The organism is Bradyrhizobium diazoefficiens (genome assembly GCF_016612535.1).
Classification (GTDB): Bacteria; Pseudomonadota; Alphaproteobacteria; order Rhizobiales; family Xanthobacteraceae; genus Bradyrhizobium; species Bradyrhizobium diazoefficiens_C.
The window spans coordinates 268687-285839 of the sequence record NZ_JAENXS010000003.1; the positions used below are offsets into that span (position 1 = coordinate 268687).

General features: G+C 62.8%; 20 protein-coding genes and 1 riboswitch. Of the genes, 10 read left to right on the plus strand and 10 right to left on the minus strand.

Annotated elements, in window-relative coordinates:
- Positions 1-5: 5 nt before the first annotated feature.
- Complete coding sequence (locus tag JJE66_RS32375) at positions 6-2039, plus strand: pyrroloquinoline quinone-dependent dehydrogenase (protein ID WP_311980120.1); 2034 nt, start codon at positions 6-8, stop codon at positions 2037-2039.
- Positions 2040-2069: 30 nt separating this feature from the next.
- Here the strand turns inward: JJE66_RS32375 and JJE66_RS32380 are convergent, their stop codons facing one another.
- A complete protein-coding gene (locus tag JJE66_RS32380) occupies positions 2070-2315 on the minus strand; it encodes a PilZ domain-containing protein (RefSeq protein WP_246756738.1) in 246 nt (81 codons plus the stop codon).
- Between the two features lie 183 nt (positions 2316-2498).
- On the opposite strand from JJE66_RS32380, the gene JJE66_RS32385 reads away from it, so the two are divergent.
- Positions 2499-2792 carry an HdeA/HdeB family chaperone gene (locus JJE66_RS32385; RefSeq protein WP_200519611.1) on the plus strand — a complete coding sequence of 98 codons (294 nt, stop codon included), beginning with the start codon at positions 2499-2501 and terminating at the stop codon, positions 2790-2792.
- Positions 2793-2911: 119 nt separating this feature from the next.
- On the opposite strand, the gene JJE66_RS32390 is transcribed toward JJE66_RS32385, so the two are convergent.
- A complete protein-coding gene (locus JJE66_RS32390; RefSeq protein ID WP_200519613.1) occupies positions 2912-3376 on the minus strand; it encodes a PaaI family thioesterase in 465 nt (154 codons plus the stop codon).
- Between the two features lie 344 nt (positions 3377-3720).
- On the opposite strand from JJE66_RS32390, the gene JJE66_RS32395 reads away from it, so the two are divergent.
- Together JJE66_RS32395 and JJE66_RS32400 are read left to right on the plus strand one after the other, a co-directional pair.
- Complete coding sequence (locus tag JJE66_RS32395; RefSeq protein ID WP_200519615.1) at positions 3721-4017, plus strand: hypothetical protein; 297 nt, start codon at positions 3721-3723, stop codon at positions 4015-4017.
- Between the two features lie 98 nt (positions 4018-4115).
- The gene (locus JJE66_RS32400) at positions 4116-4370 is read left to right on the plus strand and encodes a hypothetical protein (protein WP_200519617.1); all 255 of its coding nucleotides are present in this window, start codon (positions 4116-4118) and stop codon (positions 4368-4370) included.
- Positions 4371-4392: 22 nt separating this feature from the next.
- Here JJE66_RS32400 and JJE66_RS32405 read toward each other — a convergent pair whose 3' ends face one another.
- Positions 4393-4581, minus strand: coding sequence for a hypothetical protein (locus JJE66_RS32405; RefSeq protein WP_200519619.1), 189 nt, complete (start codon positions 4579-4581; stop codon positions 4393-4395).
- Between the two features lie 771 nt (positions 4582-5352).
- A complete protein-coding gene (locus tag JJE66_RS32410; protein WP_200520188.1) occupies positions 5353-5625 on the minus strand; it encodes a hypothetical protein in 273 nt (90 codons plus the stop codon).
- 92 nt (positions 5626-5717) lie between these two features.
- On the opposite strand from JJE66_RS32410, the gene JJE66_RS32415 reads away from it, so the two are divergent.
- Positions 5718-5897: a hypothetical protein gene (locus JJE66_RS32415; protein WP_200519621.1), complete on the plus strand. Its 180-nt coding sequence runs from the start codon at positions 5718-5720 to the stop codon at positions 5895-5897.
- Between the two features lie 7 nt (positions 5898-5904).
- Here JJE66_RS32415 and JJE66_RS32420 read toward each other — a convergent pair whose 3' ends face one another.
- The 3 genes from JJE66_RS32420 to JJE66_RS32425 all read right to left on the minus strand — a co-directional run bounded on the left by JJE66_RS32420 (position 5905) and on the right by JJE66_RS32425 (position 7669).
- Positions 5905-6135, minus strand: a complete 231-nt coding sequence (locus JJE66_RS32420; protein ID WP_200519623.1) for a DUF6894 family protein — start codon at positions 6133-6135, stop codon at positions 5905-5907.
- 130 nt (positions 6136-6265) lie between these two features.
- Positions 6266-6466 carry a hypothetical protein gene (locus tag JJE66_RS38280; RefSeq protein WP_246756740.1) on the minus strand — a complete coding sequence of 67 codons (201 nt, stop codon included), beginning with the start codon at positions 6464-6466 and terminating at the stop codon, positions 6266-6268.
- Positions 6467-7447: 981 nt separating this feature from the next.
- Complete coding sequence (locus tag JJE66_RS32425; protein WP_200519625.1) at positions 7448-7669, minus strand: hypothetical protein; 222 nt, start codon at positions 7667-7669, stop codon at positions 7448-7450.
- A gap of 220 nt (positions 7670-7889) precedes the next feature.
- Here JJE66_RS32425 and recA point away from each other — a divergent pair, with 220 nt between their 5' ends.
- From recA to JJE66_RS32445, 5 genes are all read left to right on the plus strand, one after another.
- Complete coding sequence (gene recA / locus JJE66_RS32430; RefSeq protein WP_200519627.1) at positions 7890-8978, plus strand: recombinase RecA; 1089 nt, start codon at positions 7890-7892, stop codon at positions 8976-8978.
- A 106-nt stretch (positions 8979-9084) separates the two neighbouring features.
- The gene (locus JJE66_RS32435) at positions 9085-10071 is read left to right on the plus strand and encodes a hypothetical protein (protein WP_200519629.1); all 987 of its coding nucleotides are present in this window, start codon (positions 9085-9087) and stop codon (positions 10069-10071) included.
- 11 nt (positions 10072-10082) lie between these two features.
- Positions 10083-10469, plus strand: coding sequence for a hypothetical protein (locus tag JJE66_RS32440; RefSeq protein WP_246756741.1), 387 nt, complete (start codon positions 10083-10085; stop codon positions 10467-10469).
- Positions 10460-10615: a hypothetical protein gene (locus tag JJE66_RS38285; RefSeq protein WP_246756742.1), complete on the plus strand. Its 156-nt coding sequence runs from the start codon at positions 10460-10462 to the stop codon at positions 10613-10615. Before JJE66_RS32440 ends, JJE66_RS38285 begins: the two co-directional genes overlap by 10 nt.
- 57 nt (positions 10616-10672) lie before the next feature.
- Entirely contained in the window at positions 10673-11647 is a 975-nt protein-coding gene (locus JJE66_RS32445) for a hypothetical protein (RefSeq protein ID WP_311980124.1), read from the plus strand.
- A gap of 496 nt (positions 11648-12143) precedes the next feature.
- Here JJE66_RS32445 and gcvP read toward each other — a convergent pair whose 3' ends face one another.
- From gcvP to gcvT, 3 genes are all read right to left on the minus strand, one after another.
- On the minus strand, positions 12144-15008 hold the full coding sequence (gene gcvP, locus JJE66_RS32450) for an aminomethyl-transferring glycine dehydrogenase (protein WP_200520167.1): 2865 nt from the start codon (positions 15006-15008) through the stop codon (positions 12144-12146).
- A gap of 224 nt (positions 15009-15232) precedes the next feature.
- Positions 15233-15601: a glycine cleavage system protein GcvH gene (gene gcvH / locus JJE66_RS32455; protein ID WP_200519631.1), complete on the minus strand. Its 369-nt coding sequence runs from the start codon at positions 15599-15601 to the stop codon at positions 15233-15235.
- 10 nt (positions 15602-15611) lie between these two features.
- Positions 15612-16760: a glycine cleavage system aminomethyltransferase GcvT gene (gene gcvT, locus JJE66_RS32460; RefSeq protein WP_200519633.1), complete on the minus strand. Its 1149-nt coding sequence runs from the start codon at positions 16758-16760 to the stop codon at positions 15612-15614.
- Between the two features lie 144 nt (positions 16761-16904).
- Positions 16905-16994: riboswitch (glycine riboswitch) on the minus strand.
- Between the last annotated feature and the right edge of the window lie 159 nt (positions 16995-17153).

The window sequence follows — 17153 nt, forward strand, 5'->3', positions numbered from 1 at the left end:
GGCGGGTGGTGACGGGCCGTCTGCGATGTCTGGTCGGCCTTGTCCTGCTCCTTGTGGCGCGGCCATGCGCGGCCTGGGAGAGTTGGGGCGGCGATCCCGGCGGTTCGCGCTTTTCACCCTTGCGCGAGATCACGTCCGACAATATCGGCCAACTCGTCCGCGCGTTCGAATTCCACACCGGCGATGTCGCGGCTCGTCCGCCCGAATTGATGCGGCGAACCAAGTTCGAGGCGACACCGCTGTTCGTCGAGGACAGCTTGATCTTCTGCTCGCCCTTCAACGAGGTGATCGCACTCGATCCCGGCACGGGTGCGCAAAAGTGGCACTACGATCCGAAGATCGTCACCAACCAACGCCCCGCCAATCGCTATGTCTGCCGTGGCGTCACCCATTGGGTTGACGACGCGGCGCCAGAGGGAGCCGCCTGCCGATCGCGCATCTTCATGGGCACCAACGATGTTCGCCTGATCGCACTCGATGCGAAGACCGGCATTCCCTGCGCGGACTTCGGCAGGGGTGGCGAGATCAAGCTCGATGTCGGCATGCGGCTGGACTGGCCCGGCGAATTCCAGATCACGTCGCCACCGGCGGTCGGCCGCGGTGTCGTCGTCGTCGGCTCCTCGATCGGCGACAACCGTCGCGTCGATGCGCCGAGCGGTACGGTGCGGGCGTTCGACGCACGCAGCGGTGAGCCGCGCTGGACCTTCGAGCCGCTCAAACGCGACGGCATCGAGGCCGGCCATGCCAATGTCTGGGCGGCGATGTCGGTCGATGAAACTCGCGGGCTGGTGTTCCTGCCGACGTCCTCGCCGTCGCCGGATTTCTGGGGCGGCAAGCGGCCGGGCAATAACGAGCACGCCAATTCGGTCGTCGCGCTGCGCATCGAGACCGGCGAATTCATCTGGGCATTCCAGACCGTGCATCACGACGTCTGGGATTACGATCTGCCGGCGCAGCCGACGCTCGCGCGTATCAACACGGGCAATGGCCAGCGCGACGTCGTGATCCAGCCAACCAAGCAGGGGTTTGTCTTCGTTCTCGATCGCGACACCGGCAAGCCGGTGTGGCCGGTCGAGGAGCGCGCGGTGCCGCAGGGTGGGGCCGAGGGCGAAATACTGTCTCCGACCCAGCCGTTCCCGACGCATGTGCCGGCGCTGACGTCGCAGACGATCTCGACCGACGATGCGCTCTCGCTGTTGCCCGGCTTGCGCCGCTCGTCTTGCGAACAGCAGTTCGCAGCGGCGCGCAACGAGGGGCTATTCACGCCGCCATCGACGCAAGGCACGCTGGAGTTTCCCTTCACCGGTGGTGGCGTGAACTGGGGCAGTGCGGCGTTCGATCCCGTCCACCAGATACTCTACGCCAACACCAGCCGCGCCGTTCATCTGATCAAGCTGATCCCGCGCGCGGATGCCGCCGGATTCAATCCGCCGCCCGGTCATGATTTCGGCCAGCAGCGCGGCGCGCCCTATGCGATGTCGCGTGCCGTGGTGATGTCGCCGCTTGGGCTGCTCTGCAACAAGCCGCCCTGGGGCGAGATGGTCGCAGTCGATCTCAAGGCCGGCAAGATCCTCTGGCGTTCGATCGTGGGCACCACCGAGGATGTGGCGCCGCTCGGCGTGCCGCTGCCGTTCGGCGCGCCGCTGGTCAACGGGCTCGCGGTGACCGCAGGCGGTCTCGTCTTCACCGGCGCGATGGACGCCTACTTGCGCGCCTTCGATGCACGAAGCGGACGAGAGCTGTGGCAGGGGCGGCTGCCGGTGCCCGGCATTGCCAATCCCATGACCTATGTCTGGAAGGGCGAGCAGTATGTCGCGATTGGCGCCGGCGGTCATTCCGAAGCCGGCACATCGATCGGCGACAGCCTCGTCGCGTTTCGTCTCGCGCGCCCGGGCGAGGCGCCGTCATTGTGGTCGCGCACGATCGATCGCCCCGGCGGACGATTTTTTGCTGCATCGTCGGTGATCGTACTCGTGATCGTCACGCTGGTGATCGCGGGGCTGCGCTGGCGTCGCCGTCGTCGTCTCGAGCGAGCATAGCGCTGCATCGCGCGCGATGCGAACAGACATTCACATCGTGTGTACTATCGTACGAATGCGAGGCCTACGCGCTTGTCGTTGCGCCACATCCTGCGCGAAATTGTCGCGCGCGATCGAGAGCGTGAACGATTGCGGCAATGCGACAGGGCCTTCGAGATCGATGGCAGCGCCGCTTGCCGACATGTTGCGCACGGTGCAGGCGATTCCGCTGCCTTCAATGGTGATCGTACCACCCTTGAAAACCCGGTGACGCTGCGCTGCACGCTTCTCGATCATCCGCATTAATCCATCATGACGATTGTGAAATAGTGCATAGAAATTACGTTGAACTAAACTCAATGTTGGCGCTACTTGCAGAGCGCTTCAGACTTCGTTTACGACGTTGAAGCGGAGAGTCCCTCCGCCGCGTTTGCCTAAAAGCCTTTCCTTTATGGCGTTTACGCCCCGATGGAGATACTGATGAAGACCACGTTTTCACTTCTGTTCGCCGCAGCGCTCTCGCTGTCGTTCGTTCCCGCTCATGCCACCAAGCTCGATCTCTCGACCATGAGCTGCAAGCAGTTCCTCGAGAGCGGCGACGACACCATCAAGCTGGTGCTGACCTGGATGGACGGCTGGTACAAGGGCGACGAGGACAACGCGATCATCGACACCGACGTGTTCGTCGAGAACGCCAAGCAGTTCGGCACCTATTGCGGCAAGAACCCGACGGTCAGCATCGTCACCGCAGCCGACGAAGTGCTCGGCAAGTAACTTCGAAAGCGGCCGACCGAGGCGTGATCGCAATCGCGCCTCGGTCTCTCGCTTCGACACCATCGCCATCATCGAGAGCCGCGTTGCGCGCACGCGGCTCTCTTCGCTTCCGAGGATGTTCAGCCCGGCAGCATCGCGAACGCGCTCGACACCATTGCGACCGGCTTGTTGTCGGTGGCGGAGAGCAGGGTGACGCGGCCAAAGCTCATGGTGCGTCCGAGCCGCACCACGCGCGCATCCGCCAGCACGTCCGAGGCGGAGACCGCGCGCATGAAATGCGTGGTCTGGTCGACCGTCGTCATCGGACGGTAACCGCGATTGGCGGCGAGGTTCGCGATCACCATCGCGGTGTCGGCCAGCGCCATCAGCGCCTGGCCGCAGACCACGCCGCCGTTGCGACACAGTCGCTCCGAGAACGGCATGCGCAGCAGCGCGCCCGGCTGCCAGCCCGGCGCGTCGGGAGGCGGCGCATGCTCGATTTTCTCGACGGAGAGGTTGAGGTCCTGGACCCAGGGCGCAAAGACCTCGCCGAGTATGCGTCTGGCCTCAGTGATGCCGAACTCGGTGTCTGGCTGCGATGGCATTGCTGTCGTTCCCTCCCGTGTTGCCGGATGTTTCGCCCATTCTGCCCGTCTGGGCGCGGCAAAGTCACCGGGGGTGATCGGCTTGAAAATGCCCGACTTCGCCCGATATGATGCCACGTTTGGGAGCGGGTGGACGATGTTGCGTCGATGTGGCCTGTTATTTTGCCTCGCCGCGCTCGGTCTGGCGCTGAACGGTTGCACCGGGTGCGGCCCGATCTGGGACGACTGGCTTCATGGGCCGAAATCGTGCAGATCGGATCGGCTTTAGCGGATTGAAGCGGCGGTTTGAGCCGTGAAGAAGGACAGGGTGCGGCATCCGCCCCTCGATGATCAAGGAGTGAGTAATGAAGCTTTTCCGTATGGCGGCGGTGCTGACGGTGCTGGCTGGACCGGCCCTCGCGCAGGAGGCGCCCCATATCAATCTGCTGCAGGATGGCCCGTCCAAGACCGACGACGAAAAGGCCGCGGATGCAGCGCGTGACAGGGCCTACAAGGAGACGCTGAAGAAGATTCCGGATGCCAAGGCGTCCAACGATCCCTGGGGCGGAATGCGCGCCGATCCGCCAAAGCAGCCCGCGCCGAAGGCCTCGGCTGCCACCAGCGCGCCGAAGAAGACCAAGGCCGGTACGGCCGCCAATTGACCATGGCTCCGGAGGCGGACGACGCCGCCTTTCGGGACTCCCCTTTGCCCGGCCCGGATCCTACATTCCCTCGCAGTGTTGCGTTGAGGAGGCAGGATATGGCGGACCGCCCGCGGGACCTCGCCGAGCGGATGGCGCGCCGGCGCAAGCAGGCCGCCGGATCGGGCGACAAGGCTGCCGACGGCTATCTGCGCGAGAGCTTCACCTTGCCGCGCGCCGCCGCACGGGCGAGAGCGCGGGCCTTCTTCGTGCGCTATCCCAAGGCGGGCTATATGAGCGAGGTCGAGACTTGGCGCGAATTGCCCGGCGGCGACATCGAATTCACCATGCGGCGGCTGCCCAGTGCCGACTAGCCCAGGCCGGGCTCTCGACGATTCAGGCCGTCTTGCGGCCGATGGCCTTCAACTCCCGATCGATGCGTAGCTGCACGCGACGGATCGCCAGAAGGTCGATCTTCGTCTCGGTCTTGCCGGTCCTGGTTTCGTCGCCGATCCGGAACTGCCACTGCCAGACGCCCGGGATCGCCGTCTTTCCAACCGTGAACTCAACGCCCCTGTGATTCATGGTCACCTCCACGATTCACTTGCCATGTCAGAGTAACATGTTGGGCGTCACATTATTCCCTCGACAAGCAAAATTTTGTCGTTAAGTCGTGGATAGTTCATCGGAATCCAGCAAGCGCGTGCAGTTCGAAACAAGCGAAATCGGATTCCGAAAGATGGAACCGGTGGACGTGTTCTCACGCGCCTCGGCCGCTCGGCCAGGAACTCTGTTCATGGTCGGAGAACCACGGACAAATACGCAAGAAGCAGGCGCGATGGATCGATGCTTCCCGCGCAAGAAAAAACCCCGCCAGGGGAGAGCCGGGCGGGGCGAGTGGTCTATTGGAGGCTGAGGTGCTGGGCTGCAACACCATAGCCAGACGACCGTAGTCCGCTCAGCTTACGACAGCCTGACAGAAGCGGGGCGGATCGGATCGCAAGTCGAATCCGCGCCAAACTTTGCGAGCCTTGCGGCAACGTCGAGAGCCTCTCTCACGTCCCAATTCAGACATCGCCGCGCACAACTTCAGACACATCCGTTGGCGACACTTTGCGGGCACGGCGAAGCCATGGGGGAAACGTGGCGCGCTGCTAGCGGGGTGGCATCATGGACAAGGTAGAGCGGTCATTCGCCGCCGCGACGGCGGCTGGCTTCGTGGTCTTGGTCATCGGCATCGTGCTGCTCGCGCTGATGTAGCGGCGCTAAGAGGTCGCGTTGCGGGCGAACGTCCCGCAAGATGCGAGAACAACCCCATGCACAGTAGGTAAATGCCGGTTTCGCCTGACCGTTTTCCTAGTGCACCTTGATCCCGTCCAGCGGCAAATGGAGATCGGCGGCGCGCTCCGCGCGGTCCCTCTTGCGGAACTCGCTTTCCTTGCGTTCGAACTTCAGCATCTCCTCGAGTGCCGTCTCGCGCAGGAGATTGCGGCTGATGGCATCGTGCTGCGTGTTTTCCGTCATGACCCGATCCCCATTGTGCCGGCCCCGTTCCAAGTCGGCAGCCGCTGAAAGGTTCAGTGCCGCAGGATTGCGGAAAGATGACGGCGCGGCCTTGATGCGCGTCATTTTTGGGGCGAGAAGAGCGGCCTCACGTTTTGCGGAGGGGAGGGCCGCTGGTTGCTTTCGTGCTATCGTGCCGTATCAAACCGGAGATGGCCATGGGCTTTTGGCTGTTCGTCATCATCTCGATTGCATCGATCCCGCTCGCGGGCGCGATGGCGCGCGAGCGCAACCGGTCGTCGAAGAGGTGGGTTGGGATCGCCGTCGCGGTCGGTCCCCTGGCGCCTCTGGTGCTGCTGATCCTCGGCGATGCGACGAACCCGGCCTCCGCCAGCTGAGGCGGGCTCATCCCCGCTTCTCTGCGCTGATGTGCAGAACGTACAGGGTGTTTCGAAATTCGTCCGCGACTTCCATCCGCCAGTCGCGATCGGGCGTTAGCTTCCCATCAAGACCCTGCAGCATCTGCCCGGCCGTCTCGGTGGCTTCCCGCCACGCGGCATACCGGTCGGGCAGTTCTTCGCCCTCTCGGTCGACCTCATGGCGCTCGTGGATCACATGAAAAAAGTATCGCGGCATGGGATCTTAAAGAGCCATGGATTGCCATTGTTCCTCAGTCGGCGACGGCCTGCCTCGCGTCCTCCGCGCGTTCTGGATCGGGAGACGGGGCGGCTTGAGGGGTGGTTGCTTGTCGGCCATGTCGCGAACGTTAAATGGGTGGCATCAATCCGGGAGACCGTAGCCACTCGCTCATGTGCGAGCCGGTTTCGGCTTGCCGGGCTCTGCGGATCAGGTCGTCCCGGGCCGCACCAGGTGGGAGCGACTTGGCTTCATCACGTAGCCGCTTTGCTTCGGCGGCCAAACGTTCTTCGAGGGATATGGTTTGCTTGAACCGGCGGCGATGCTTCATGACGGGCCTCATGCATACGGGTCCTAACCGTAGGAATTTGCGGTCAAAATCTTAATCCGCGTCGATTTGTTCCGTCATTAACAAATGCTTGAAATCAGGCCACTGCCGTTTCAGACCAGGCCATCCGTGGACGGAAACAGGCCGATACCTAACTCTGGGTGCTGTCCTAATTCGGACATTCGCAATTCTGAATTAGGACACTTTGTTTTGTGACAGGGAGATGGCAATGAGTTGCGCAGCGTAGAGTACGCGCCGCTCACGAAAGGTCCTCAGCCGGTCAGCCCCGGGCTGGGGACCTTTTCGCGTCGGAAGCAAAAATGCCGCCCGCTTAAATGGTGCGCGAGCGGCGGCTTCCAGCCCCGGGAGGGAGATTGTAAAATCCCGATGTCAATGTGTCGGCATGTGGCGTGCCAAGGTTCAATGCCCCGAAGCGAGACAAGTCGCGAAGGCAGATCAGCACACTTCACTGTTCCGGTACTGGAACACCGTAGTTCACCGGAATCCACATTTGGCAGTAACCGAGTAGAAATACGTAGGCCGGGGCTGGCATTTCATCCCGAACAAGATTTCAACCGGCAAGGGGTCGCTGCGAGGCGGCCCCTTCTGATTCCGATAATCGCAGAGGGGAATTAGGACACTGCTCAACTCCGGGTACTGGCCGAAATAGGACAATCGCGAAGGGGAATTAGGGCACTGGGAAATTTACGGGTGGTATTGGGAACGACGGCCGGATTGCCAAGTTTTCCCGATGCCCTTCCCCAAGGGTGACCCCAAGTCGGCGCCAGCTCCATCGCCCCCCAAGTCGGGAGCTGGGGCCATTTCTCGCGAAGCCCCAGCCACGCCAACCCCACACTCGGCTGGGGTCTTTTTGCGCATTCGCAGGGGGTTAGGACTACGTCTCTGTGATTTTGAGGATTATTCCCCGCCCGGGCTGCCGCCGCCGCCCGATCAGAAATGAAAGAGGCCGACCACTGAGGCGCCTTACTCGACCCCAAGCTCTTTGATGGTGAGGGCCGATAGTTGCTTCGCTTCACGAACGCCGCGCTGGGCTAATTCGATAACCTTTCTTGCGACCATCTCTGTAATTGGGTCATTGCGGTCAACCAGGTTGAGCGCGCGCAAAGTGCGCTCATAGGCGTCCGTCAAAATCGCTATTTCCTCCGGGCCCAACGGAGAGTTTTGTAACAAGCGATAGATTGCCATTTTGAGGTTCCAGCGCCAGTTCCATTATGGCCCCGGAACTCAAGTCAGACCACTGCGAAATTCAACTTAGGCCATTAGGGGGCAAAACAGGCCAGCGCCGGACTTCGCAAAAGAACATATTGCGAACCTAGAACAAATAGTGTACATTGCTTTTATCGACGACCCGCCGCGCCAATCGTTTGTCCCGCACCCGAATCCTCGCCATAAGGAGCACGACCCAATGTCCGCCACTGCCCTGCGTATCGTCGAAGGATCCTCCATGGACAAGAGCAAAGCTCTGGCCGCCGCGCTCTCCCAGATCGAGCGCCAGTTCGGCAAGGGCTCGGTAATGAAGCTCGGTAAGAATGATCGCTCGATGGATGTCGAGGCGGTCTCCTCGGGCTCGCTTGGGCTTGATATCGCGCTCGGGATCGGCGGCCTGCCCAAGGGGCGCGTCGTCGAGATTTACGGGCCGGAATCCTCAGGGAAAACCACGCTGGCGCTGCACACCGTGGCGGAAGGGCAGAAGAAGGGCGGCATCTGCGCCTTTATCGACGCCGAGCACGCGCTCGACCCGGTCTATGCGCGCAAGCTCGGGGTCAACATCGACGAGCTCCTGATCTCGCAGCCCGACACCGGCGAGCAGGCGCTGGAAATCTGCGACACTTTGGTGCGCTCGGGCGCGGTGGACGTGCTGGTGATCGATTCGGTTGCGGCGCTGGTGCCGAAGGCCGAGCTCGAGGGCGAGATGGGCGATGCGCTGCCGGGTCTCCAGGCCCGTCTGATGAGCCAGGCGCTGCGCAAGCTCACGGCCTCCATCAACAAGTCCAACACCATGGTGATCTTCATCAACCAGATCCGCATGAAGATCGGTGTGATGTACGGCTCGCCGGAAACCACGACCGGCGGCAATGCGCTGAAGTTCTACGCCTCCGTCCGCCTCGACATCCGCCGCATCGGTGCGATCAAGGAGCGTGACGAAGTGGTCGGCAACACCACGCGCGTGAAGGTGGTCAAGAACAAGCTGGCGCCGCCGTTCAAGCAGGTCGAGTTCGACATCATGTACGGCGAGGGCGTCTCCAAGATGGGCGAGATCCTCGACCTCGGCGTCAAGGCCGGCATCGTCGAAAAATCCGGCGCCTGGTTCTCCTATGACAGCCAGCGTCTCGGCCAGGGCCGCGAGAATTCGAAGGCGTTTTTGAAGGCCAACCCCGATATCACGGCCAAGATCGAAACCTCGATCCGCCAGAACTCCGGCCTGATCGCCGAGCAGATTCTCGCCGGCAGCCCCGAGCGCGACGCCGACGGCGATGAGCCGGCAGACGAGTAAGCCTCGACCGGTAAAAGTTTTTCGCGAGGAGCGGGCGCTGAGGACGTTGAGTTGCCGACGTCGTCAGTGCCCGTTTCGTTTTGCGTTGTCGTGATCGGGTGGTGCGATGAAGCGTCTGATCTTGACCAGTGCGTCCGGCGCTGATCTCGCCAAATCGAAGCTGGCCGAGATCGTCGTTCTTTTCTGTTTTCGTTTCACATGGGGGCCGCTGCCTTCGCCGAAATATCTCTCGGCCTATTTCGGAGCGGAGTCAGAGACGCTCAAACCGGGCGATCACTGGTCGGATTGGGGCACAAAATGGCCTCCTGCGTTTAAGGATCTCAGGAATCTGCCGTTCGCCGATTTTTGCGAGCGCTATGACGAGATCGAGCTTTGGTTTGACCCTGGCCCCGAGGACCAATTGCAGCTGATTTGTCTGCTCGACTATCTCAGTTCATATCCCAAGCTGTTGCAAAAGCTTAAATTGCGCCTGCTGTCGTACGACCTGTTCGAGGTGAGAGACAAGGTATCCAAAAGGGGCGCGTCGCATATCCACACCGTGGATGTGCAGGCCCGCGAACTCAATACCGCCAGAATGGCTTGGCAGGCCTATTGCGCACCGACGCCCGAGGCGTGCGTTGATCTTGTTCACTGCGATCTGAGCGCCTTGCTGATGCTGCGGCCGGCGTTGCTCGATCTGTTGGCAGAGCTGCCGTCACCATCGACGGGCCTTGGCGCGACCGAGATGCGATTCCTCGAACTCCTCGCCAGAGGATTTGCGAACACGAACGCGTTGTTCCATCTGCGCTCGCAACGGCGCACATATGTATTCGGAGAATTCGAGTTGGGTTCGTTGCTGGAGGGGCTCGCGCTTGGCCCCAGGCCCGCGGTGGCCGGCTTGGGCGACGAACTATGCACGATCGACCATACGAATTTGATGGCGCGGCACGAAGTTTATCTCCGCAGCCGCCTTTCGCTCACTGAGTTTGGCAAGGCCGTCCTGGCCCATCAGGAGGATTTCAGCCGCCACAATCCGATCGATCGCTGGTGGGGCGGCACACGACTGACCAACGATCGGCTGTGGCGTTTCGGCCATGCTCTGACGAAGCCTTGAGGCGCGCGAACATGACGCGGCTGATGATCACGACAGACTCGTCTCTCGCCGGCGCCATTCAACAGGCGGGCCTTGCTGACCTCGTCATTGCGATCGAGCGCCGGCTGGTCTGGGGACCGTTGCCGTCCGCTGCGGAGCGCGATGCATTCTTCGCGCCGCGTACGACGCAGCCCCGAGGGCTTCATTGGCTCGACGTCAGCCTTTCGATGTCTTTCCGGGTCATCAGAAACGCAACGAGCGGTACGTGTACGGATATTGGGAAGCCGGAGCTTTGCTTGATGGGCTTGCGCGGTGCGAAAGGCCAGCGGTGTCAGGGCTGGATGAAGGTCCGTTTTCCCTGGACATGCATGACAATCCAAGCCGCCTCCAGCGATACAAGCAATCCCGATTGTCGCTGACCGAGTTCGGCAAGGCGGTGCTGGGAGGCGACGAGAATTTTCGCCGGCACAACCGGATTGATCGCTGGTGGGGCGGCACTCACCTGACCAACGATCGGCTCTGGCGATGGGACCCCGAAACTCGCTCGCTGATCGCGCCTGGCTGATACACACATGTGGGCTCCAGATATTCCTGTATTGCGTCCCCACTTTGAGAGGCAATCGTGTCCCATTTGATCCTGACGACGAACGATCGCGCGGAGAATACGCTTCGTCAGTCGCGCCTCGCGAACGTCGTGCTCGGATTCTATCCACGCTTCGTCTGGAGGAAATTGCCTTCCGAGGAGCGGCTTTTGGTGGGGCTGGAGCGCCGATCGGCAAAGCACTGCAATCCCGGCGATCATTGGCTCGATGACGTTTGTCGCGACTCGCTGGAGGGGTTCGGGACGCGCGATATCGGTTTGTTCGAGTTGTGTGCGAAGTTCGACTCAATCGACATTTGGACCGATCCTCTGCCTAATGATCAGCTCGTGCTTGTCTGGCTGCTGGACCTGCTTCGCCCCTACAAGGAGATCACGACGAAGCTGAGTCTGGTGCATACGGATGACAAGGCTGAAAACTATGCGCCGGAATCTGTCGCAAAATGGAAGCTGCCAACTTTCAAGGTAACCGACAATCATCTGGCGACGGCAAGCCGCGCCTGGCGAGCCTACCGAGCTGAAACGCCAGAACCCTGTTTCAATCTGCTGATGACGGATCTGATGACTCTGCCGAGACTTCGATCGGCGCTCATTGCGTTGCTTGAAGAACTTCCGGACAGCGTGACGGGCCTAGGTGCCACCGAAATGGATATTCTGGACTTTGTGAACGATGGGCACACCGACCCCAAGCGTATCACCGAGGCGAGGTGGATGCGCGATGTGTTCGACGAAAATGACGCGGGCGATGCGTTGCTCGAATTGGGGGCACATTCGGCGCCGGCAGTGCTGTTGGGCGATCCGGCGTTCAACAACGAGGACCGCTACTTCGGCAGGAGCGAGTGGAAGGTCACGCTGACCGAACTCGGGCGTTCGATCTTCGCGCGCGAAGACGATATGTGGCGCCACAACCAAATCAATCGCTGGTGGGGCGGTACTGAGCTGATCAGCGAGCGGCTGTGGCGATGGGATCGCGAGAGCCGATCGTTGGTTGCACCTTAGTTACGCGTCCAGACCGTAGGGTGGATTAGCCGAAGGCGTAATCCACCACTGTTCTTCTCCGCGGATGCTGAACTGGTGGGTTACGCTGGCGGACTGCGCTTTGCGCAGCCGCGCGCTAACCCACCCTACGAAGCCGTTACTCCGCCGCTTCCGCGTAATCGCTCACCGGCGGGCACTTAGGTACACGTCCAGACCGTAGGGTGGATTAGCCGAAGGCGTAATCCACCACTGTTCTTCTCCGTGGATGCTGAACTGGTGGGTTACGCCGGCGGACTGCGCTTCGCGCAGCCGCGCGCTAACCCACCCTACGCAGCCGTCACTCCGCCGCTTCCGCGTAATCGCTCACCGGCGGGCACTTAGGTACACGTCCAGACCGTAGGGTGGATTAGCCGAAGGCGTAATCCACCACTGTTCTTCTCCGTGGATGCTGAACTGGTGGGTTACGCCGGCGGACTGCGCTTCGCGCAGCCGCGCGCTAACCCACCCTACGCAGCCGTCACTCCGCCGCTTCCGCGTAATCGCTCACCGGCGGGCAGGAGCACACCAAATTGCGGTCGCCGTAGACGTTGTCGACGCGCCCCACCGGGCACCAGTATTTGTCGGTGCGCGAGGTGCCCGCGGGGAAGCAGCCCTCGGCGCGGGTGTAGGCGCGCTTCCAGTCGTCATCGGCGATGTCGTGCACGGTGTGGGGGGCGTGGCGCAAGGGTGACGCTGCGATCTCAAAGCGGCCGGCCTCGACCTCGGCGATCTCTTTCCGGATCGCGATCATCGCGTCGCAGAAGCGATCCAGTTCCGCCTTCGATTCCGACTCGGTCGGCTCGATCATCAGCGTGCCCGGCACCGGGAAGCTCATGGTGGGCGCATGGAAGCCGTAATCGATCAGGCGCTTGGCGATGTCGTCGACGGTGACGCCTGAGGTCGTCTTCAGCGGCCGGGGATCGACGATGCACTCATGCGCGACGCGGCGCTTGGCGTTCTTGTAGAGCACCGGGAAGTGCGCATCGAGCCGTGCCGCGATGTAGTTGGCATTGAGGATCGCGATCTCGGTCGCGCGCTTTAACCCTTCGCCGCCCATCATCAAAATGTAGATGTAGGAGATGGTGAGGATCGAGGCCGAGCCGAATGGCGCGGCGGAGACCGGGCCGACTGGCGCGCCTCCGTTCGTGGCGGGGTGGCCGGGTAAGAACGGCGCGAGATGCGCCTTGACGCCGATCGGGCCCATGCCGGGGCCGCCGCCGCCATGCGGGATGCAGAAGGTCTTGTGCAGATTGAGATGGCTGACATCGGCGCCGTAATCGCCGGGCCTGCTAAGGCCGACCTGCGCATTGAGATTGGCGCCGTCGAGATAGACCTGGCCGCCATGGCCATGGACGATGTCGCAAATCTCGCGAATGTGCTCCTCGAACACGCCATGGGTCGAAGGATAGGTGATCATGACCGCGGCGAGGTCGTTCGAATGCTTCTCCGCCTTGGCGCGGAGATCGCCAACGTCGACGTCGCCGTTTGTTTCGCAGGCAACCACCACCACATCCATGCCGACCATCGCCGCTGAAGCCGGATTGGTGCCATGGGCGGAGGAGGGAATCAGGCAGATTTTTCGGTGCGTCTCTCCGCGCGCAGCGTGATACGCACGAATGGCCAAAAGCCCGGCATATTCGCCCTGCGCGCCGGAATTCGGCTGTAGCGAGATCGCGTCATAGCCGGTGATGTCGCACAGCCATTTGTCTAGCCGCTCGAACAGCGCGTGATAGCCCTTCGCCTGCTCGCGCGGGGCGAACGGATGCAAGGACGCGAATTCCGGCCAGGTCAGCGGCATCATTTCGGTGGTCGCGTTCAGCTTCATGGTGCAAGAGCCCAGCGGGATCATCGCGCGGTCGAGCGCGAGGTCGCGGTCGCTGAGCTTGCGCATGTAGCGCAGCATCTCGGTCTCCGAGCGATGCGCGTGGAACACGGGATGGGTGAGGAACGAGGTCGCGCGCTTCAGCGCCTCCGGCAGCGCCTCGCGCGTCGTGGCGTCGATCTCGGCATAGGCAAGCTCGCCACCGAACGCGCGCCAGACCGCTTCCACCGTCGCCGGCGTGGTGGTCTCGTCGAGCGCGATACGCAAAGCGTTATCGCCGAGGCCGAGATTGATCTTTTCGGCTACTGCACGCGCGACGATCTCGGCGCGCTTGGTGCCCGCATCCACGCTGAGCGTGTCGAAGAAGGTTTCGGATTGCGGCTCAAAGCCGAGCTTGCGCAGGCCGCTCGCGAGTACGGCGGCGCGGCGATGCACATTGCGCGCGATCTGCGTCAGCCCCTCGGGGCCGTGATAGACGGCGTACATCGAGGCGATCACGGCGAGCAGCACCTGCGCGGTGCAGATGTTGGAGGTCGCCTTCTCGCGGCGGATGTGCTGCTCGCGGGTCTGCAGCGCGAGGCGATAAGCGGGCATCCCGCGTGAATCCACGGAGAGGCCGACGATGCGGCCGGGCAGCGAACGCTTCAGCGCATCGCGCACCGCCATGTAGGCTGCGTGCGGTCCGCCATAGCCCATCGGCACGCCGAAGCGCTGCGCCGAGCCGATCGCGATGTCGGCCCCTAACTCGCCAGGCGAGGCGAGCAGCGTCAGCGCCAGCAGATCGGCGGCAACGATTGCGAGCGCGCCCTTGGCCTTCAGGCTAGCGATCGCGGGCCTGAGGTCGCGCACCGTGCCCGATGAGCCCGGATATTGCAGCAGTGCGCCAAGCACGTCGGCCTTGTCGAGATCGGTGAGGGGATCGCCGACGACCAGCGACCAGCCGAGCGGCTCGGCGCGGGTGCGCATCACCGCGAGCGTCTGCGGATGCACGTCCTTGTCGACGAAGAAGGCTTTGGCTTCGACCCGCGAGTGCCGTTCCGCGAGCGCCATCGCTTCGGCCGCGGCAGTCGCCTCGTCGAGCAGCGAAGCGTTGGCGACGTCGAGCCCGGTGAGGTCGCAGATCATGGTCTGGAAGTTGAGCAGCGCCTCCAGCCGGCCCTGGCTGATCTCGGGCTGATAAGGCGTGTAGGCCGTGTACCAGGCCGGATTCTCAAGGATGTTGCGCTGGATCACCGCGGGCAGGATCGTGCCGGAATAGCCTTGGCCGATCAGCGAGGTGAAGACTTGATTCTGCGCGGCGAGTTCGGCCATGTGCGCGATCGCCTCGGTCTCGCTCAAGGGCTTGCCGAGATCGAGCGGGGCGGCCTGCCGGATCGAGGCCGGCAGCGTCTCCGCCATCAGCGCGTCGACGCTCTTGGCGCCGACGGCCTCCAGCATGGCGGCGACATCGCGCGCTGACGGACCGATGTGGCGGCGGACGAAGGGCGTGGTTTCGCCATTGGATTTGCGATGCGCGGTCATCATGGGTCCTCGCTTTAGGTCATCTGTCGTCGCCATCGTCCGCCTTGTGCGCACTTGCGCACTGGGGCGGCGCAATCGCGTATGCGGATCACGTTCCTTCGGCATATGAGCCACAGCCCGTCATGCCCGGGATTGTCCCGGGCATCCACGTTCTTCCCGCCGCGAGAAGGCCGTGGATGGCCGGGACAAGCCCGGCCATGACGATGTGGAGAGTTCGCTTCATCTCACGCCGTATGCGCTTTGTAGGCGGCTTCATCCATGAGGCCGCCGAGCTCGCCCTTGTCGGCAATCCTGATCTTGAAGAACCACGCCTTGCCTTGTGCATCCAAATTCACCAGCGCCGGCTCGGCGGCGAGATCGGGGTTGGTCGCGAGCACTTCACCGGAGATCGGCGCGTAGACGTCGGAGGCGGCTTTCACCGATTCCACGACGGCGGCGGCTTCCGCCTTCTTCAGGGTGCGGCCGAGCTTGGGCAGTTCGACGAACACGACGTCGCCGAGCTGCGACTGCGCGTAATCGGTGATGCCGACGGTGGCGACATCGCCGTCGATGGCGAGCCATTCGTGGTCGGAGGTGTACAGCGTCGTGGTCATTGTCTTGTCCTCAGCGTTTGTAGGTGTTTTTCACGAAGGGCATGGCGGCGACGGTGAGCGGCAGACGCTGTCCGCGCACCTCGGCGAAGAGTTTCGTGTCGAGCGCGCTCAGGGTCGTCGGCACGTAGCCCATCGCCACCGGCGCGTTCAGGCTTGGGCCAAAGCCGCCCGAGGTGACCTTTCCGATCGGCTCGCCGCTCGCGCTATCAGCAAACAGCAGCGCGCCCTCGCGCACCGGCGCGCGGCCTTCGGCGCGCAGGCCGACGCGACGTCGGCTTGCGCCCTGATCGAAATGAGCGAGAATCGTCTCGGCGCTGGGAAAGCCGCCGGCGCGCACCCCGCCTGTGCGACGGCTCTTCTGCACCGACCATTCCAGCGCGGCCTCGACCGGCGTGGTCGCTGTGTCGATGTCGTGGCCGTAGAGACAGAGCCCGGCTTCCAGCCGCAGGCTGTCGCGGGCGCCAAGACCGATCGGCATCACGTCCGAATTTTCGAGGAGCATCCTGGCAAGGTGCTCGGCATCCGCAGCGGGGACTGAAATCTCGAACCCATCCTCGCCGGTGTAGCCGGAGCGCGAGACGAAACAGGCGAGGCCGGCAACTTTGTGCGGGCCGGCGTCCATGAACTTCATGGCAGGCGCCTCTGCACATAATTTGGCCAGCGCGGCTTCGGCCTTCGGGCCCTGCAGCGCGATCAGCGCGCGGTCGGCGAGCGGCTCGATGATGCAGTCGTCCGAGAGATTGGCGCGCAGATGCGCCTCGTCCTCTTTCTTGCAGGCGGCGTTGACCACCAGGAACAAATGATCACCGAAATTGGCGACCATCAGATCGTCCAGAATGCCGCCATCTTCGTTGGTGAACTGGGCGTAGCGCTGCCGCCCCGGCGCAACCGCGGCGATGTCCTGCGGCACCAGCCGTTCCAGCGCGCGCGCGGCGTCCTCGACTTGGCCCGACTTGGGCCGAAGCGCGATCTGGCCCATATGGGAGACATCGAACAGGCCGGCCGAGGCGCGGGTATGGAGGTGCTCTTTCAGCACGCCGGCCGGATATTGCACCGGCATGTCATAGCCCGCGAACGGCACCATCTTGCCGCCAAGGGACACATGAAGCCCGTGCAGGGGCGTAGTCCTAAGAGAATCTCGGTCGTCGCGCGCAAGCATCACAGGGGCCCTCGGCGGTTCCCCGGGGACGATTCCCCGGTAGATCCAGTCGAAGCCCCATCTGTCGCTGTGCCTGAGAGTATTATCCCGTCGGCGGACGCTGGTCCGGGTTATGCCCGTCGGCGCCTCTTTCCAGATGTCGTCAAAGCCACGCGGTCCGTTTGCCTGAGAGTTTCCGGGGCGGTTGCTCCTTCGGCGCCGGCAAGTGATGCCGGTCTCTCCCGACGTGGCCGTACGATACAGATGGGTAAAGACCACAGCCCAGCCAAGCCTGTCAACGCGCCCGTTGCGGCTTTCAACGGGATTGCGCGCCTGCGGCAACCCTCTGATCTCTCTGCACAGTTTCTGGACAGCGAAGCTGGCCTTGTCTAAAAGCGCTTTGGCCCGCAGATA

Excerpts from the sequence above, each read along its gene's own strand:
- recA (WP_200519627.1), top strand. The coding sequence starts at position 7,890 with ATGTCCGCCACTGCCCTGCGTATCGTCGAAGGATCCTCCATGGACAAG.
- JJE66_RS32395 (WP_200519615.1), top strand. The coding sequence starts at position 3,721 with ATGAAGCTTTTCCGTATGGCGGCGGTGCTGACGGTGCTGGCTGGACCG.
- JJE66_RS32415 (WP_200519621.1), top strand. The coding sequence starts at position 5,718 with ATGGGCTTTTGGCTGTTCGTCATCATCTCGATTGCATCGATCCCGCTC.
- JJE66_RS32405 (WP_200519619.1), bottom strand. The coding sequence starts at position 4,581 with ATGAATCACAGGGGCGTTGAGTTCACGGTTGGAAAGACGGCGATCCCG.
- JJE66_RS32410 (WP_200520188.1), bottom strand. The coding sequence starts at position 5,625 with ATGACGCGCATCAAGGCCGCGCCGTCATCTTTCCGCAATCCTGCGGCA.
- JJE66_RS32440 (WP_246756741.1), top strand. The coding sequence starts at position 10,083 with ATGACGCGGCTGATGATCACGACAGACTCGTCTCTCGCCGGCGCCATT.
- JJE66_RS32400 (WP_200519617.1), top strand. The coding sequence starts at position 4,116 with ATGGCGGACCGCCCGCGGGACCTCGCCGAGCGGATGGCGCGCCGGCGC.
- JJE66_RS32435 (WP_200519629.1), top strand. The coding sequence starts at position 9,085 with ATGAAGCGTCTGATCTTGACCAGTGCGTCCGGCGCTGATCTCGCCAAA.
- JJE66_RS32420 (WP_200519623.1), bottom strand. The coding sequence starts at position 6,135 with ATGCCGCGATACTTTTTTCATGTGATCCACGAGCGCCATGAGGTCGAC.
- JJE66_RS32385 (WP_200519611.1), top strand. The coding sequence starts at position 2,499 with ATGAAGACCACGTTTTCACTTCTGTTCGCCGCAGCGCTCTCGCTGTCG.
- gcvH (WP_200519631.1), bottom strand. The coding sequence starts at position 15,601 with ATGACCACGACGCTGTACACCTCCGACCACGAATGGCTCGCCATCGAC.
- gcvP (WP_200520167.1), bottom strand. The coding sequence starts at position 15,008 with ATGACCGCGCATCGCAAATCCAATGGCGAAACCACGCCCTTCGTCCGC.
- JJE66_RS32380 (WP_246756738.1), bottom strand. The coding sequence starts at position 2,315 with ATGATCGAGAAGCGTGCAGCGCAGCGTCACCGGGTTTTCAAGGGTGGT.
- JJE66_RS32390 (WP_200519613.1), bottom strand. The coding sequence starts at position 3,376 with ATGCCATCGCAGCCAGACACCGAGTTCGGCATCACTGAGGCCAGACGC.
- JJE66_RS32425 (WP_200519625.1), bottom strand. The coding sequence starts at position 7,669 with ATGGCAATCTATCGCTTGTTACAAAACTCTCCGTTGGGCCCGGAGGAA.
- gcvT (WP_200519633.1), bottom strand. The coding sequence starts at position 16,760 with ATGCTTGCGCGCGACGACCGAGATTCTCTTAGGACTACGCCCCTGCAC.
- JJE66_RS38280 (WP_246756740.1), bottom strand. The coding sequence starts at position 6,466 with ATGAAGCATCGCCGCCGGTTCAAGCAAACCATATCCCTCGAAGAACGT.